We start from the raw sequence: 14,912 nt of genomic DNA on the forward strand, positions 1-14,912 counted from the left end.
CTGTGCAATCCGACACAGTAAAGCTTGCGGGCGTTGGCCAAAATGGTCTAAGCCTGTTTGCAAACTGGAGCCATCTTGAAAGCGGCCGTCTACGACCCACAGCGCGTAAAAGAAGGACAACTCGTCGATATCGGGGACGCTCCACGTCCAGAACTCAAGGATGGCCATATGCTCCTCCGCGTATTGGCTTGCGGGGTCTGTCGCACCGATCTCCATATTACGGAGGGAGACCTGGCCGCACTCTGTCCAACGATCATTCCGGGTCACCAGATCGTCGGTGAAGTCGTAGAGGGGGCCACGCTTGATTTTCCACTTGGAACGCGTGTGGGGGTTTCCTGGATGGGGGGCGTGGATGGGGATTGCTGGTACTGCCGAAACCACATGGAGAACCTCTGCAATCACCCTACCTTCACCGGATACTCAGTGAACGGAGGATATGCGGAGTTCGTTTCAGTTCGTGAGGATTTCGCGTTTCGCTTGCCGGACGAACTCGAGGATGCGCAGGTCGCGCCTCTGCTATGTGCCGGGATCATCGGGTTTCGCAGCTTACGCGTAGCTGGTGTCAAGCCCGGTGAGAAGGTAGGGCTGTTCGGCTTCGGCAGTTCCGCGGCTTTGGCCATCGAGGTCTTACAGTCCTGGAAGTGTCAGGTCTATGTCGTCACGCGAGGGCAATCACACAGAGATTTCGCCACCTCACTAGGAGCAACTTGGGTGGGCGAAGAAGACGCCGTACCCCCCACCCTGCTGGATCGGGCGATTACCTTCGCTCCCAGCGGCAAGGTCGTCCTGAGTGCCCTGAGTTCTCTTCGCAAAGGCGGGGTCGTGGCGATCAACGCTATTCATCTCGATCAGATGCCGGCCTTCGACTACGATAAGCTGCTCTGGGGAGAACGGCAGATTCGCAGCGTTGCCAACATGACTCGGGACGATGCACGGGATTTTCTTGAGCTTGCGCGCAAGCTCAAGTTTCGTCCCCACGTTACTATCTTCTCGCTTGATGATGCCAACAAAGCTCTATTGGCCGTGAAAAATGAAAATGACTCTGGATCGGTCGTGATCGTGCCCTAGTCTCCATTGGAGATCAGGACCTCCTCCATCAGCGCAATCAGAGATTCGTAATCCGTCGGACCGTCATATCGTTCACCGTTGAGGAAGAAGGTCGGCGTTCCATTAACGCCGCTCCTGACACCTCCAGCGAAATCGGTGTCAATTCGCTTCTTCAAGGCCCCCTTAGACCGTGCCAGTTCCAAGTCTGAACCGGCGAGGCCTAGCCTTTTCAGGAGAGCATGGAACGTTTCCTCGTTCAACGTTTCCTGGTTTTCGAACAGCAGATCGTGCATCTCCCAGAACTTGCCATGACTCCCGGCAAACTCCGCGACCTCAGCCGCAAGCTCTGCCCATGGATGGATCTCCCGCAACGGGAAGTTGCGAAAGACGAAAGACATCTGGTCGCCAAAGCGGGCTTGCAAGCTCTTGATCGTCGGCGCGACGTCTCCGCATGAGGGGCATTCATAGTCCCCATATTCGACAAGACTGCACGCTGCATTTAGGTCTCCTTGAAGGTGATCCTGCCTGCTTACGCCGATCAATAGCTCGCTCATAGTTCCTCCTATTGCGGCAGCGCTTCCAAAGCTTTCAAGATGCCATCCGCCCCTGGACTCACCGCAACCGGAGAGCAGTAGCTCCAAGTGATGATGCCGTTCTTGTCGAGAACAAAGAGCGCCCGTTCACAGACGCCATCGCCTTCGCGGTACGCACCATAGGCACGAGCTGTCTCGCCCTTCGGCTCGAAGTCAGACAGCAAGGGGAAGTGAAGGTGCTTGTGTTTGGCGAACGCGTCGTGACACCAGGCACCGTCCACAGAAATGGCCACCAGCTCCGCACTAAATTTGAGCAACTCGGGCAAAACCTCATTGAAGATGCTGAGTTCGTCCCCGCAAACCGGACTCCAATCCGCGGGATAGAACGCGAGTACAACGGGTTTCCCCCGCAGCTCACTGAGGGATAGCCTTTGATCCGGCGTGACGTGGAGACTGAACTCTGGTGCCGTTGTTCCGGCGGTAAGGATGGCCATATTTCTCCGTTTGATTGGATCTTCCTTCGTGAAACAGCAGAGTTTACAGTGGCGGCAAAGGAGCCAGCAAACCTGCTCTAAACGACTGAGATCATGTGACGCTTGGCGATGGCCTCGATTTCGGGCGCAGTCAAAGCGGACAAATCAGCCGTCTCCGTAGCAATGACATGCCGAGAGATGTCGTGGTGGTATTCCTTCAGGTACTCCGCCAAATGATCAACTGCGCTGCTTTTTCCGGTGCCATGTCCAATGAGCACGATCTCGTTCGCCGGCAGCAGGTCCTTGGCAACCTCTTCGTAGAACGACTTCTCTTCCGGCACCCGCTCGCCCTTGTAATGCGCTTCCTTCTTATGAATCAAGTGATGGTGAAAGCCGAACGGGTCGTACGGACGAACCGTCTCCTCAACCTGCGGAACTTTCCCGTCGAGATCCTGGTATACATGCGCTCCATGATGGTCGATCACTACGACCATACGACAGGGCTGTGTCGCATCGGCAGAGGACACACTAGGACCGGCGTCCCGAAGGAACTTTCTGAGACGTGCGACTTCTTCGACCCCGAGCTCGTGAGTGTGCGGATGTTTGAAGAAGGCTCGCTGTGTTCCGACGGTAAAGACGAATTCATCCCCACCGTGAGGCTTCACGTCGCCGATCTGACCTATCAAGTCGATCGTGTCTGCCCAACTCAGATTCCGTGGCAGTTTTCCGGTGAGAAGGCTTGTGTGGAGAAGGTCAAGATCGTGGCGAAGAAGTGTACTCATCTGTTCAGCATGGCACTCGCGAGAGCGCAAAACTGTATAGCTTTGCTCACAAGGCTTTTGCACTAGGTGATGCTCAGACGCCTGAAGACAGGAATCTTGACGAAGTTCATGACAAAGAAGAACAGCGTGGCAGCCAGGAACTCGAAAGCCAAAACACGGAGTGGAAGCGAAGCCATTTCGATGCCGCGATTCGCGAGCAAGGAGATGAACGACATATCCGCCGCAGAAGACAGCACAAGCCAGCTCGTCGGACGCAGGCCCCAGAAATGTTGCCGGTCACGCACAGCATAGGTGATTGCCTGGCTGCCATAGACAACAGCGATAACACAGAACGTGCGCAAATGATCGATGTCCAAGTGCATTCTGTACCTGCCGACTGCAAGGGCGGCCGTGCAGAACATCAGAAATCCAAGCCCCAGCAGAGCCCCGGCCTCAGTGATCTTTCCGATGTCCCAGGAATTAGGACTTTGGGAGGGTCTCACGCGATCAGTAGCATAGGCCATAGAAAGGAAGTCGCCAGTGATCATCACAATGACCATCAGCATCGGCGTCAGTACCGCCTGACCGGTCATCAGAAGGCCAATGGCCAGAAACAGAAGTTGGGCGATTTTCTTGGTTGTAGACCTAAGCGTATAGCTCAAAATTCGCTGGAAGATGATTCTACCTGTCTTGGTCGCGGCCACAATCCCGCCGAGACCTGCCTCCGTCAGCACGACACCAGCCGCCGACTTCGCAACATCGGTTGCGGTCGAAACCGCAATCCCTATTTGAGCTTGTCGCAGTGCGGGGGCATCGTTGGCACCGTCGCCGCACATTCCCACAGTATGTCCGCTCTTCTGGAATGCTCTAACCAGATCGAACTTGCCCTCGGGAAGAATGCTCGCGAAGATGGAATAGTCTTCTGGTTTGACGCTAGCTGGGATTGGACCCGCTGGACAGGTGGCACCGCTGAGTCCGACTTCAGCGGCAACAATGGCGGCTGTCTCTGGAGCATCTCCGGTGATCATCACCGTGCGCACCCCGAGCGTCTTCAATTCGGAGATGAGGGACGCCGAGTCTCCGCGAGGCGGATCGCTCAAAGCGATCAAACCTACCAGTCGCATGCCGATCGGGGGTCCAAACGCTACAGCCAAGACCCGAAACCCTTGCTTTTCAAGCTTGTCTGCGGCTTCCGCTGCCTGAGTATCGGGTTGGGCGAGCTTAATGATCGTCGCGAAGGCGCCTTTGACGATCTCTACAGCCTGGCCCTGGGCGTCGGTTGCAGTCGCCTCCGACGTCTTCTTCGCAGGATCGAATGCGGTAAACGTCACTAGCTTTGGAGTGTCGGAGGCACGCTTCTTCTCGGAAGCCGCTCGAATGGCAGCATCTACTGAGTCCGCACCGCCTACGGAACTCGCCAGCGCGGCAATGCCGAGGACTTGCTCCTCCCGGAATCCGTTCATTAGGAAAACGCTGGTTACGGAAAGCTGATTCGCTGTGAGAGTGCCCGTCTTATCCACGCACAGAACGTCGATAGTTCCGGCTTCATCGACGGCAGACAGGCGCGTAGGAAGCACACCCAGCTTCGCGAGCGCGCGCGCCCCGATGGCAGAGGAAAGCGTAAACGTAGCCGGGAGTCCGACCGGAATAGCAGCCAGAATCGCGGTCAGAAACAACGGAACGATCTCGCTCCAAGGCCTCGAGTGCGCAAGAGCGTAGATGCCGATCAGCAGGATAACCGCCCCATTGAAGTAGGCAAGGTTCCGCACGATCTTCAGAACAGCCTTCTGCTGTGAGCTAACGACATGAGCCGTTCTTACCAATTCCGCGGTCTGCCCAAACTTGGTTCGAGTCCCGGTTGCCGTCACTTGGGCTGTGGCTTCGCCCCGCCTAACAAGTGCTCCTGAGAATGTATTCGCACCAGAGCCAGCCTCTACGGGGAGAGATTCTCCCGTGAGCATCGATTGGTCCAACAAGATCGATCCATCGAGAATATGCACGTCCGCTGCAACGACGCCGCCGAGCGAAAGCTTTACCAGGTCTCCGACAACCAGCTGTGCTGCGGGAATCACCTTCCACACGCCATCACGTAGGACCGAGGCATTTAGCGCGAGCCGTGATTTCAATGCGTCAAGCGTTGCTTGTGCACGACCTTCCTGCACAAACGCAAGAACGGCGTTGAAGATGAGCAGCGCAGCGATGATCACGGCCTCAACATACTTGTGGACCACGATCTGCAGGATCATTGAGGCTTCGAGAAGCCACGGAACGGGAGCCCAAAACTTCGAAAGTGCGTTTCTAAGCAGATGAGCCGATGTATCCGGCATCGCATTCGGCCCGTCATGAGCGAGCACGGCGGCGGCTTGTGAGCTGGATAGCCCCACTCCTGACCCGGGTTTGCCCGCCGTTAGTGAAGGAGCGATCGACGCTGCACTTTTCACGGATGTTGAAATGTTGGGTGTTTCAGCGCTCGTCATGGGTCCTTTGCGGGTGTCACTCTCGATACACGCCAGCGGAGCACTGAGCGGAATGCACGTTGCTTGAGCTTCGCATTCCAACCAACGCTGCACTGTGCCTTTTTGCTCACCGTAGTACGGCCAAGCTCCCACCTCCACGCGGCTGTTCAATTCTGCTCAGTCTTCCGGTTCTGTAATGAAAGACCATGATTGTGCAGCGGGCATAGCAAGCTGAAGGAGATCAAAGATGATCGAACCGTCTCGTTCGACGTTCCATCCTAAGAAAATCCTTGTACCGATCGATTTCAGCCCGTCTTCGATCTCGGCCTTAGCAACAGCGGCTGAGTTGGCTCAGGAGTTCAATGCCGAGCTATGTCTCTTGCACGTGATTCCAATGTTGCCGATCGTAACCGGGATCGAGTTTCCAACTCCGTTTTATCCGCGCCAAGAGTTCCTCGCGGATGCCGAGAAGGAATCAGCGAAGAGGTTAGCTGATCTGATTGGTAATCTCTCTGGGCAGGGAATACATGCCACTTCCAAGGTGGAGATCGGCAATGATGTAGTGGGAAACGTGCTCATGGTCATTGACCGGGAACATGCTGACATGCTGGTCATTTCCACACATGGCATTTCAGGATGGCGCCCAGTTGTATTCGGATCGATTGCCGAGAAGGTCATCAAGCTTGCTGAGTGTCCTGTTCTCCTTCTTCGGAGCGCCAAAACCGTGGTTACGGATAAACCCAAGGAGTCAAAGTGATTGCGGGGAACGTGGCAGAAGTTCCCCGGGTTCAGAAGTTTGAGAGGCCAATGAAAGAACTTGGCTTGTTCTGGTGGGCCTTCGCCGTTCGGGGCGGGGGAGCAGTACTCTTTTCAGGAATTCTGTTCTACTCAGGAAGCTTGTTCGGAACGATCTTCTTTGATCCGATCATGCTCGTTTTTCTCGCGCTGATCCTCGGCTTTTACATCCTGAGCAATGGCATTCTCCTTGGCGTGGCCTCCGGCTATGCGGCTGAACATCGAGTCGGCATCTGGCGGCTTCTCATGGCGGAGTGTATCTTCAACATTGCTTTAGGGGCATACGTGGGGCTCGTGCTCTTGCTCTCTTCGGAGTCGCTTGCGTGGTTAGCCGGTTTACACGCTTTGGGAGCGGGGTGCTTCTTGGCAGCTCTAGCTTGGAAACTACGGGCGAATAAGACTTACGCAGGTATTCTTGCGTCCGCCGGCTTGATCTCGGTCTGTTGCGGCACTGCATTTCTACTTCATCGTGCCGCTTCGACGCGAAGTGCCACTCACTGGTTAGGGGTCTTTGAACTTTTCTACGGGGCCATCGTCTTCATGTTCGCCGAGGGGCTCCATCGGCACCACGTGCCGGTACTGCGCGGCGAAAGCGCTGACTTCTAGCTCCGCCGCGATCACAGAAGCGAACTCTCTGTAGAATGACGTCGGCACTGTTCTCCGGCATTTTCAGGGTTCTCTCACTGAGGTGGAAGCTACCTTGGCAGATTGTGATTTCTCACGTTTTGTGTCGAGGAGCGCAGCACTCATGGAGTTTGCACCGGGCCTCTGGTCGTGAAGAACCACATTCAACAAGGATTTGTGGACATGGATGCGACCGTTGTAATTGATGAAGCCCATTTTCCGAAAGCGGTTCATGAAGAAGCTCACCCTGGACCGTGTGGTCCCGATCATATCGGCCAAAGTCTCCTGGGTAATGCGAGGGATCATGGTCTCCGGTTCGCCCGGTTTGCCAAAGTCTGCCATCAGGAGCAGAATGCGTGCCAGCCTTCTCTCGCTGGAGTTGAACAACTGATCTACAAGATCCGCTTGAGTTCGCATAGAGCGTTCGAGGAGGAAGGCGACAAAGATGTCGGAAAAGGCGTGCTCGTCATGAATGACCCGCATCATCTCCTTACGCTCAATTTTAAGGGCAGAACAGGCGGTAATCGCCGTTGCCGTGGACATATGCATTCCAGCGATCGCGGTGACAGACTCCTCGCCCACAAAATCGCCCGCTGCGATGAGGGTGATAGTGGCTTCCTTACCGGCCTTGGACACAACAGTAAGCTTCGCCCGTCCTTTTTGTAGATAGAACACGCAGTCCGCAGCGCTTCCTTGGGTGAAAAGAGTCCCGTTTGCCTTATATTGGACTATTCGGCGGCCCAATCCTGAGCTCGCAAGAAAAGCAACGGGATCGAACTCGCTTATTTTCGTGTGCGGCATATGACCCCTTCCATTCACAGCCCCAGAAGGCAGAGGTCTGATCAAAACCAAAGCTGAAGTGAGACTCACGATCAATGTCGCGAACAAGTGACATTCGTTTGATGCGGGATACGAACATCTGCGAGGCGTAGCAGGGAATGAGCACGAAAGACCGCGGGATCCTTTGAGTAACAGTATCATTCGGCACGTCGCGCTTTGTGAGCACTACTGTACAGTATCGATCGCTCATTCCGATGAAGATCAAGTCAGATGGTAGCGCGGCATCGTCCTGCCTAGTGTCCAGCGACGACCGTGAGGTGAAGGAATGACAGATCTTCTCGATGACTTGGAACGGAACAGCAGGTCTACCGGTTTGCAAGCGTTGAGCCCAGCCCAGCTCATTGCCTCGCTTACGGCTGCAAACGCTTTACTGACGCAATGGCAAGACTTGGCAAGTCCTCCGGGGCAGCAGCCTGCCGCCCGACGAAGCCGGGCCACGGCCTAATGTTCCAACACGGAGCGCAAGGTGGATGAGGGTGAGCGAAGAGAGCGTGAAAGGTCTGCGACCTCTGTCTTCGATGCGATGCCCTCGTACGGAAGGAAGAGTTGGAAGACTGTTCCGGATGCCCCGGGGCGCTGGCTGCTTCGAACCTCTATCGTCCCACGATGCCGCTCAATGATCTCGCAACTGATCCACAGCCCGAGACCCGTGCCGCCGATACCTTTCGTTGTAAAGAACGCTTTGTAAATGCAACTCAGCGTCTCGGCACTCATCCCGGTGCCGGTGTCCGCGACTGTGAACAAAACCCCTTCTCGCCCATTACCCCACATACCACATTCTCGGCTCCTAACGGAGAGTTGTCCCCCGTGCTCCTGCATCGCATAGATGGCATTGCTCACCAGATTACTCAGCACCTGACGGATTTCACTTTCCATACAAACGAGAGGCCGACTCGGTCGCTCGCGCACATCAGTTGTCACTCCCGCGTTGCTTGCGTGGGACTGGTACAGATCGAGGATGGGGTCCAAAAGCTCAGAAGGGCTTGTCGACTGCGCTTTCGTCGACTGTTTGAAGAATCTCAACGACTGTTCCGTGATCAGCTTGACCCGCTTTAACTCTCTGTCCGCTGTAACGAGGAAGTTCTTCGTCTCTTGCGAACAGTCTGTACTCAGGGCAAGGAAATTCAGGTTCATGACCGAAGTGAGCGGATTGTTGATTTCGTGCGCGATAGAGGAGGCTAAGCGGCCGACAGCTGCCAGCTTTTCACTTTCCCGTAGTGCGAGTTCAAGGTCGACCCGCTTCGTCACATCGGTTTGGATTCCCACGTAGTGCGTTAAGTGACCTTCGTCGTCCATGATCGGGGAGAGCGAAAGTTCATTCCAGAATGGCGTACCGTCTTTGCGAAAGTTCTTCAGAACCGCCACACCCTTGCGGCGATGCGCCAAAGCATCGCGCACGATGGCAAGGGCTGGCTGATGCCGTTCATTGCCTTCTAGAAATCGACAATTTCGTCCCTGAACCTCAGCACGGGTATAGCCTGTCATCTCTTCGAAGGCAGGATTGACATATACCAGTGGAAGATCAGGGACGGTCGCGCTCGCCACTGAGATGCCGGCCGTGATCGATCGAAAGATTCTGCGATTAAGTTGGAGCTCACGCCATGCATCCGAATAGCGTTTGGCAAAGGCACAATGCGCGTACATGATGGCAGACAGTTGAGCCCTGACCTGGGTCCCGGTCATGGGAAAAGTCAGAAGTCCATCGAAATTGCAGCCAGGTTGATGGGACGTTGGCAAGGCCTCGGTGTCCGGCCGCGTGACCGCGATGATTGCAGGACTGATCCCTTCGCCGGCCACCTCGTGCTCTTCAAACAGGAGAACGAGTTCTTGCGCGACCAAGCGATCCGCAACGATGAATTCGAATGTCTTTAGCTGGTGAATATTGTGACCATCGGCGCTGAAAATCGTCGGCTCGACCTTCATCTCGCTCGCGGCGGTCAGAATGTGTTGCAGTTCTGCCACATTCGCGAGACATATGCCGACTCCAGCTTTTCGCATGAGCATCTGCGATTCGAGTTCATGTACGTCTGCAAACTTCATCGTCCAAACAACCTTCCAGCACCTTGAATCCTTGTCCAGTCTTCCAGAAGGGAATTCTTCAAGCTGAGCACTTTCGCACGCAGTAGACTTTGCGGTCCAGTTCGCGTCCGGTATCCGCAGCAGCGCTCAGTCCCGTTGCAGCACCGAACTCTCAGGACTTTCCGCACCAGACTCGTCTCGTCGTTGTATCTCGTCAAGAGCTTCGACTTCCTCTTCGATACGGTTGCGACGGCTTGCATCGCGATATCCCTGATGCGTCGCCTTGTTCTCTATAGCAAGTTCCGCGGCCTTGAGATCATCGATCCTTCTCTCCACTTCCGACGGTTTGTTGATCACGGCGTGCACCTACCTTTCCTGCAAGCTGAAGGGCCTTTTAAGCATACGGAGACGTTTCCACATCGCAGTGGCATAGTACTGAGCAATCCGATACATGATCCCTCCTTAGGTAAGAAGAGAATGATCCTGTACTGACAGGTCTGGCTTCACTCAATGCGAGCTGCGATGTAGGTAGAACAGCAGATCGCGGCAGAGTCGCTCGTCAGATTGACCGAAGAAACGACGGCAAAATGCAGCTTCAGAGGTTCAGCTCAAGAAAATTCGCGTTTCTGCCCTCAGGGATATTGATCGTGGAGCCCGATCCGACCCTGCTCGGAGCCAGAGCCCAATTGCTGCTGGCAGCTGACAACTATGTCGCTACATCGAACGACGCTGCGCCAGGTAGCGAACTGCAGGAACTAAAAGTCAGAGTGGCCATTCTTAGCCAGAGTCTTGGAGATCCGATGGTCGAGAAAGTGGCCCAGGAAGTTCGACTCCGTTATCCGTCCGCAGCGATCCTGATCTTTGGACGTTGTTCCCCAGAGCTAAACGATCAGCTGTATGACGAAGCGATCGACGCCCACAGCCGTCCCGAGCAATTACTCGACGCCCTCTTTCGTCTCGCGCAGCGGTTCTCGAATCGGCTTACGCCTTCGCACGCGCCGACCGGGTCGCATTGTCTTGGTCATGCTGGATTGGGTCGGATCCCGTTACACAACACACCGGCCGAGAGCGACCCATCGAAGGAGCCAGGGGCCGAGGTGGAGAAGTCAACGACTGATGCTCGAGATGTGCCATCCGACGAGACCTTCCCCCACTTGGTCTGAAAAACCGCGAATCTTCTGTGATGCCCTTGAACCACCGCGAAAAACCGCATGCCGTTATCGCGGAAATATGGAGTGTGAATGAAAGAGCGAAGATCGAGGCTGAGATTAGCTGTGGTGGTTGCTGCGGGTCTTCTGTCATCGGCGTATGCGCCATCTGCAAGGGCGCAGAGCTCCAGTTCTTTGACTCCGAACATCGCGAGTGGCGTCGAAGCACTCATGCCAGGACAGTACCTTTGGGCCCCGATGGTCTCGCCATCTGGACCTGTGGTTGCTGTGATTAGCCTCACAAAGCAGCGAGTGTACGTCTATCGCAATGGTGTTCTGATTGGTGTAGCCACTGTTTCGACCGGAAAGCCTGGCCACCAAACACCAACCGGCGTGTTTACGGTCCTGCAAAAACAGGTGCATCACGAATCGAATCTCTATAAGTCGGCCCCCATGCCGTTCATGCAACGTCTGACCTGGTCAGGCGTTGCGATGCACGCCGGAAACTTGCCCGGGTACCCAGCATCACACGGTTGCATCCGCATGCCTATAGCGTTTGCGAAGCTCTTATATGGGACGACAGATCGGGGTATGACGGTCGTGATCACTGACCTGAACGGAGTGCCCCGAGTCGCTCCGACGCCTGACTTGTTGCAGAGCGAAGCCGCGACGAAAACTGAAGAGGCTGGCGGAACGATGTGGGAACCGCAGAAGGCGCTCTCAGGGCCTGTGTCGCTCATCTTGAGTGCACCCGATCGTCGACTTGTCGTTCTCCGAAACGGTGTTTTGATCGGATCTGCTCCGGTGACTGTGACCGGTGCCGTGTCTGAAACAACGGCTTACACCCTTTCCAAGGTCGATCAACAAGGATTTCACTGGTTGCAATTGCCCCTTCCGGGACAATCGTGGGAGGGTAACCGGGAACTTCCGGCCGAGGAACGCGCACGAGTGACAATGCCTGATACATTCCGGAAAGCTTTAGACGGTGTACTCACTCCCGGTGTGACGCTTGTGGTGACCGCGGATTCGCTCCTCGCAAGTTCTGCAGGTAAGAGCTTGACAGTGCTTGAATCCAAGCGTTAGCCAAGGCTGTGGTCTCCGAATGGTAACCGGGTCAGTGTGTACCGACCATTCGCCCCAAAGCGACCCCTATGGCGAACGTGATGACGCCCTCGACAGCTCCGAAGGCTGCTAGTTCAAAGCCGGAACGCCACCAGGACTGTATGGTCATGAGAGATTTCGTTGCCCCAACAGCAAAATGTGCGGCTAACGAAACCACTGCTGCAACGGCAATAGCTGGAACACCTGACATAAAGAAGAAGGGGATAATCGGAACGAAAGCGCCAACTGCCGTGGCCGCGAACCCCGTTAGCGCCGCCACCCAAGGGTTGCTGAGGTTTTCTTCTGACAGGTTGGCGCTGATACGCGCGAGGGCTTTCACGAACCCGTCTTTGTCTTCAGCCAACAGGTGTGCCAGCCTCTCGGCAACATCTTCTGGAAGCCCCCGAACTTGCAGGCTCAGCGCCAATACTTCACGCGCTTCCGCTTCGTCAAAGTCTACGGCGCGGCGTTCCCGGACCAGCCCAGCATCGTAGAGTTCTCGCTCACTCCTGGAGGTTAGATAAGCTCCGGTGCCTGTAGAAAGGGCGCTACCCACCATGCCCGCGAGTCCCGCTATAAGCACATAGTGACCTTTACCGAGAGTTGCCCCAGCCACTCCGGACACGATGCCGAAGATGGAGCCGAGTCCATCATGAGCGGCATAGATGGCGTCGTTGAGCCAACCGGCAGCCTCAGGATGTCTCTTTGCGCGAGCGGCTAAGAGGACATCGAGCGCCTTCTTAGCCTGGGAACCATCCATTGTGGGCAGGGGCGGGCGGGCACGGATCAGGCCACTCAGAGTCTTGTAGTGGTCGTTCTCGTCCGCGATCACTTCGAGCAATATCTTTTGGCAAGCGGCGTCAGTCAGTTCTGCGGATTGCTTGCTGTAGCGCTCAATCTCGCTTCGTTCGTGAATTCTAAGCTGACGGAGTTCCGAGTCGACTCCTCCGGCTTCACCCGAAAGGGTATCCGCGCGCCCGTTTGCCGGACCACTATAAATCAAGGGCGGACCGCCTAGAGTACTGATCTCCTCGGCCCATAGGAGGGCGTGATGTCTTTCGGCTGCTGCAAGGCCGCGGAGAATATTTCGCCGTCGTGAATCAGATTCGCCTAAGGCTAGAGCCTTGTAGGTAGCGTGGTCTTCCATCTCGGCCTGCCAGTTGGCTTCGAGTACAGCCAGCAGACCGCGTCCGCCATCGATGCTGAGCTTAGGCGTTTGACTCAGTGAATTGTCCTCTGACGCTGCAAGTAATGATCGACTACGTCTGTCAAACGAGCGTTCCACATACTGCAGCCCGCCACTGAGCAATCGGACAAAGCACTATCGACGCTACGCCGCTGCGTCGATTGGGACGACACAAATCAATTTCTTGTTCACGAACTCCTGAATGCCGAGACTCGAGAGCTCACGACCATACCCCGAGTTCTTGATTCCGCCGAACGGGAGATCCGGCGCCGTCCAGGTGGGGTGGTTTACGAAGACCATACCCGTCTCGATAGCTGCCGCCACTCGCTCGCCGCGCTCCAGGTCAGCGGTGAAGACCGATCCACCAAGACCGTACTTCGAATCGTTTGCAAGCGCGATTGCGGCCGCTTCATCCGGTACGCGGAAGAACAATGCCACCGGACCGAAAAACTCCTCGACGTACGCTGGAGTCCCGGGCTCAATGTCTGTAAGGATCGACGGCTCCATAAACGAACCCTTACGATCCAGTCGGTGTCCTCCGAGGACGATCCGCGCGCCCGCCTTGACCGAACGGCTGACCTGATCGAGTAGGTTGAGGAGCGCTTTCTCGGAACAAAGGGGTCCCAGGGTCGTTGTGGGATCCATCGGATCGCCGGGTCTTAAAGCTCCCAGCGCCGCTTTGAATTTTGCCAAAAAACAATCGGCTAGCGGCTCTAGGACGATGAAGCGTTTTGCTGCGACACAGCACTGGCCGGTGTTGTTCATTCTGCCCCAGACGGCCCATTCTACTGTCTTATCAAGCTCTGCATCATCGAGTACAATAAAGGCATCGCTCCCACCCAGTTCCATTGTCGACTTCTTGAGATTCTTTCCGGCTTGTGCAGCCACCACTGAGCCCGCGCGTTCACTGCCCGTCAACGCAACGCCCTTAATTCGTGGATCCTCCACAAGCTTGTCCGCCTGCTCGTCGGACAGGAACAAGTTGGTGTATGCACCTTCCGGAAGGCCAGCTTCGTGAAATAGCGCGACAAAAGCCAGCGCGCACTGCGGTACGGATGGAGCATGCTTGACCATCACGACGTTGCCGACCATAAGGTTAGGCGCTACAAAGCGTGCGAGCTGGTAGTACGGGAAGTTCCAAGGCTCAACACCAAAAAGCACACCTAATGCGGTGTTGACTACAGTCGCTTTCCCAGCAGAGCGTGGAAGTGTTTGTGGAGCCAGGAATGCCTCAGCGTGATCCGCATAATAGTCGATAATGTCCGCGCTGAGGGCGACCTCACCTCGGCTTTCGGAGATCAGCTTGCCCATCTCCAGCGTGATAAGGCCCGCGAACTCTTCCGAACGCGTTCGGAGTAGCTGAGCAGCTTGCTTCAATACGCCGGTTCGGTCAGCAAAGCTGGTTTGCTTCCACGCACCAAAGCAGGCATCTGCCGCTGCGACAGCTTGTTCGATCTGTGCATCTGTGTGTTGAGCAAAATCCTTCACGACATCGCCTGTGTACGGATTCAGAGACTGATAAGACATGGCTTCCCCATTTCAACGAACATACCGAGCTTGAGCCAAGAGCACCTACAATACTGTGCAATAAGGCACTACCGGGCGGAGCTGACGTCCATTCCGATTCAAGCCAGATTTACGCTCCTAGGGCTCCTGTGATGAGAGCCCGTCATACCCTGGTATGTCATTGAGTGCATCCCTTCTTGATCTGCAACGCTGGGTCGTGTCTTCATAAACATGTTCTAGAACGAACAGAGGGAGCGCCCAGCATAGGGCTTTCACTTCTTCCCAGACATATCCACGTTCCTCTCTAACCGGCAGGAAAGCATTTGTCAGAGCGGTTTTGCAAAGCGACTGAGTGTGAGGAAGTCTCCTCCCTGTCTTCGGCCCAGTGGGCCTTCGCCACCCACCTCTGCGGGCCTGTTCGTG

At 55.6% G+C, this 14,912-nt stretch carries 14 protein-coding genes; 5 read left to right on the top strand and 9 right to left on the bottom strand.

Annotated features, from left to right (window positions below):
* Positions 1–75: 75 nt before the first annotated feature.
* Positions 76–1,068, top strand: coding sequence for a zinc-dependent alcohol dehydrogenase family protein (locus OHL20_RS19380; protein ID WP_263384800.1), 993 nt, complete (start codon positions 76–78; stop codon positions 1,066–1,068).
* On the opposite strand, the gene OHL20_RS19385 is transcribed toward OHL20_RS19380, so the two are convergent.
* From OHL20_RS19385 to OHL20_RS19400, 4 genes are all read right to left on the bottom strand, one after another.
* Positions 1,065–1,601: a DsbA family protein gene (locus OHL20_RS19385; RefSeq protein WP_263384801.1), complete on the bottom strand. Its 537-nt coding sequence runs from the start codon at positions 1,599–1,601 to the stop codon at positions 1,065–1,067. The two genes, OHL20_RS19380 and OHL20_RS19385, sit on opposite strands and share 4 nt — an antisense overlap.
* Before the next feature lie 8 nt (positions 1,602–1,609).
* Positions 1,610–2,074, bottom strand: coding sequence for a redoxin domain-containing protein (locus tag OHL20_RS19390; protein WP_263384802.1), 465 nt, complete (start codon positions 2,072–2,074; stop codon positions 1,610–1,612).
* Between the two features lie 77 nt (positions 2,075–2,151).
* On the bottom strand, positions 2,152–2,835 hold the full coding sequence (locus OHL20_RS19395) for a hypothetical protein (protein WP_263384803.1): 684 nt from the start codon (positions 2,833–2,835) through the stop codon (positions 2,152–2,154).
* Between the two features lie 62 nt (positions 2,836–2,897).
* Positions 2,898–5,291 (bottom strand): HAD-IC family P-type ATPase, encoded by a 2,394-nt coding sequence (locus OHL20_RS19400; RefSeq protein WP_263384804.1) that lies wholly within the window; start codon positions 5,289–5,291, stop codon positions 2,898–2,900.
* Positions 5,292–5,517: 226 nt separating this feature from the next.
* Between OHL20_RS19400 and OHL20_RS19405 the strand changes: the two genes are divergently transcribed.
* Positions 5,518–6,027 (top strand): universal stress protein, encoded by a 510-nt coding sequence (locus OHL20_RS19405; protein ID WP_263384805.1) that lies wholly within the window; start codon positions 5,518–5,520, stop codon positions 6,025–6,027.
* Between the two features lie 50 nt (positions 6,028–6,077).
* Positions 6,078–6,671, top strand: coding sequence for a hypothetical protein (locus OHL20_RS19410; protein ID WP_263384806.1), 594 nt, complete (start codon positions 6,078–6,080; stop codon positions 6,669–6,671).
* A 63-nt stretch (positions 6,672–6,734) separates the two neighbouring features.
* On the opposite strand, the gene OHL20_RS19415 is transcribed toward OHL20_RS19410, so the two are convergent.
* From OHL20_RS19415 to OHL20_RS19425, 3 genes are all read right to left on the bottom strand, one after another.
* Positions 6,735–7,490, bottom strand: a complete 756-nt coding sequence (locus tag OHL20_RS19415) for a Crp/Fnr family transcriptional regulator (RefSeq protein ID WP_263384807.1) — start codon at positions 7,488–7,490, stop codon at positions 6,735–6,737.
* Between the two features lie 480 nt (positions 7,491–7,970).
* Entirely contained in the window at positions 7,971–9,491 is a 1,521-nt protein-coding gene (locus OHL20_RS19420) for a two-component system sensor histidine kinase NtrB (RefSeq protein ID WP_263384808.1), read from the bottom strand.
* Positions 9,492–9,695: 204 nt separating this feature from the next.
* Entirely contained in the window at positions 9,696–9,914 is a 219-nt protein-coding gene (locus OHL20_RS19425) for a hypothetical protein (protein ID WP_263384809.1), read from the bottom strand.
* A 434-nt stretch (positions 9,915–10,348) separates the two neighbouring features.
* On the opposite strand from OHL20_RS19425, the gene OHL20_RS19430 reads away from it, so the two are divergent.
* Together OHL20_RS19430 and OHL20_RS19435 are read left to right on the top strand one after the other, a co-directional pair.
* Positions 10,349–10,711, top strand: a complete 363-nt coding sequence (locus OHL20_RS19430; RefSeq protein WP_263384810.1) for a hypothetical protein — start codon at positions 10,349–10,351, stop codon at positions 10,709–10,711.
* A gap of 78 nt (positions 10,712–10,789) precedes the next feature.
* On the top strand, positions 10,790–11,779 hold the full coding sequence (locus OHL20_RS19435; RefSeq protein WP_263384811.1) for a L,D-transpeptidase: 990 nt from the start codon (positions 10,790–10,792) through the stop codon (positions 11,777–11,779).
* 31 nt (positions 11,780–11,810) lie between these two features.
* Here the strand turns inward: OHL20_RS19435 and OHL20_RS19440 are convergent, their stop codons facing one another.
* Both OHL20_RS19440 and OHL20_RS19445 read right to left on the bottom strand, forming a co-directional pair.
* Entirely contained in the window at positions 11,811–13,082 is a 1,272-nt protein-coding gene (locus tag OHL20_RS19440) for a VIT1/CCC1 transporter family protein (protein WP_263384812.1), read from the bottom strand.
* Between the two features lie 45 nt (positions 13,083–13,127).
* Complete coding sequence (locus tag OHL20_RS19445) at positions 13,128–14,510, bottom strand: NAD-dependent succinate-semialdehyde dehydrogenase (RefSeq protein WP_263384814.1); 1,383 nt, start codon at positions 14,508–14,510, stop codon at positions 13,128–13,130.
* Between the last annotated feature and the right edge of the window lie 402 nt (positions 14,511–14,912).

This window comes from Granulicella arctica, from assembly GCF_025685605.1.
GTDB lineage: Bacteria > Acidobacteriota > Terriglobia > Terriglobales > Acidobacteriaceae > Edaphobacter > Edaphobacter arcticus.

Coding starts and splice junctions, on each gene's coding strand:
- OHL20_RS19395 (WP_263384803.1), bottom strand. CDS start 2,835: ATGAGTACACTTCTTCGCCACGATCTTGACCTTCTCCACACAAGCCTT.
- OHL20_RS19435 (WP_263384811.1), top strand. CDS start 10,790: ATGAAAGAGCGAAGATCGAGGCTGAGATTAGCTGTGGTGGTTGCTGCG.
- OHL20_RS19400 (WP_263384804.1), bottom strand. CDS start 5,291: ATGACGAGCGCTGAAACACCCAACATTTCAACATCCGTGAAAAGTGCA.
- OHL20_RS19430 (WP_263384810.1), top strand. CDS start 10,349: ATGGTCGAGAAAGTGGCCCAGGAAGTTCGACTCCGTTATCCGTCCGCA.
- OHL20_RS19385 (WP_263384801.1), bottom strand. CDS start 1,601: ATGAGCGAGCTATTGATCGGCGTAAGCAGGCAGGATCACCTTCAAGGA.
- OHL20_RS19415 (WP_263384807.1), bottom strand. CDS start 7,490: ATGCCGCACACGAAAATAAGCGAGTTCGATCCCGTTGCTTTTCTTGCG.
- OHL20_RS19410 (WP_263384806.1), top strand. CDS start 6,078: ATGAAAGAACTTGGCTTGTTCTGGTGGGCCTTCGCCGTTCGGGGCGGG.
- OHL20_RS19390 (WP_263384802.1), bottom strand. CDS start 2,074: ATGGCCATCCTTACCGCCGGAACAACGGCACCAGAGTTCAGTCTCCAC.
- OHL20_RS19445 (WP_263384814.1), bottom strand. CDS start 14,510: ATGTCTTATCAGTCTCTGAATCCGTACACAGGCGATGTCGTGAAGGAT.
- OHL20_RS19405 (WP_263384805.1), top strand. CDS start 5,518: ATGATCGAACCGTCTCGTTCGACGTTCCATCCTAAGAAAATCCTTGTA.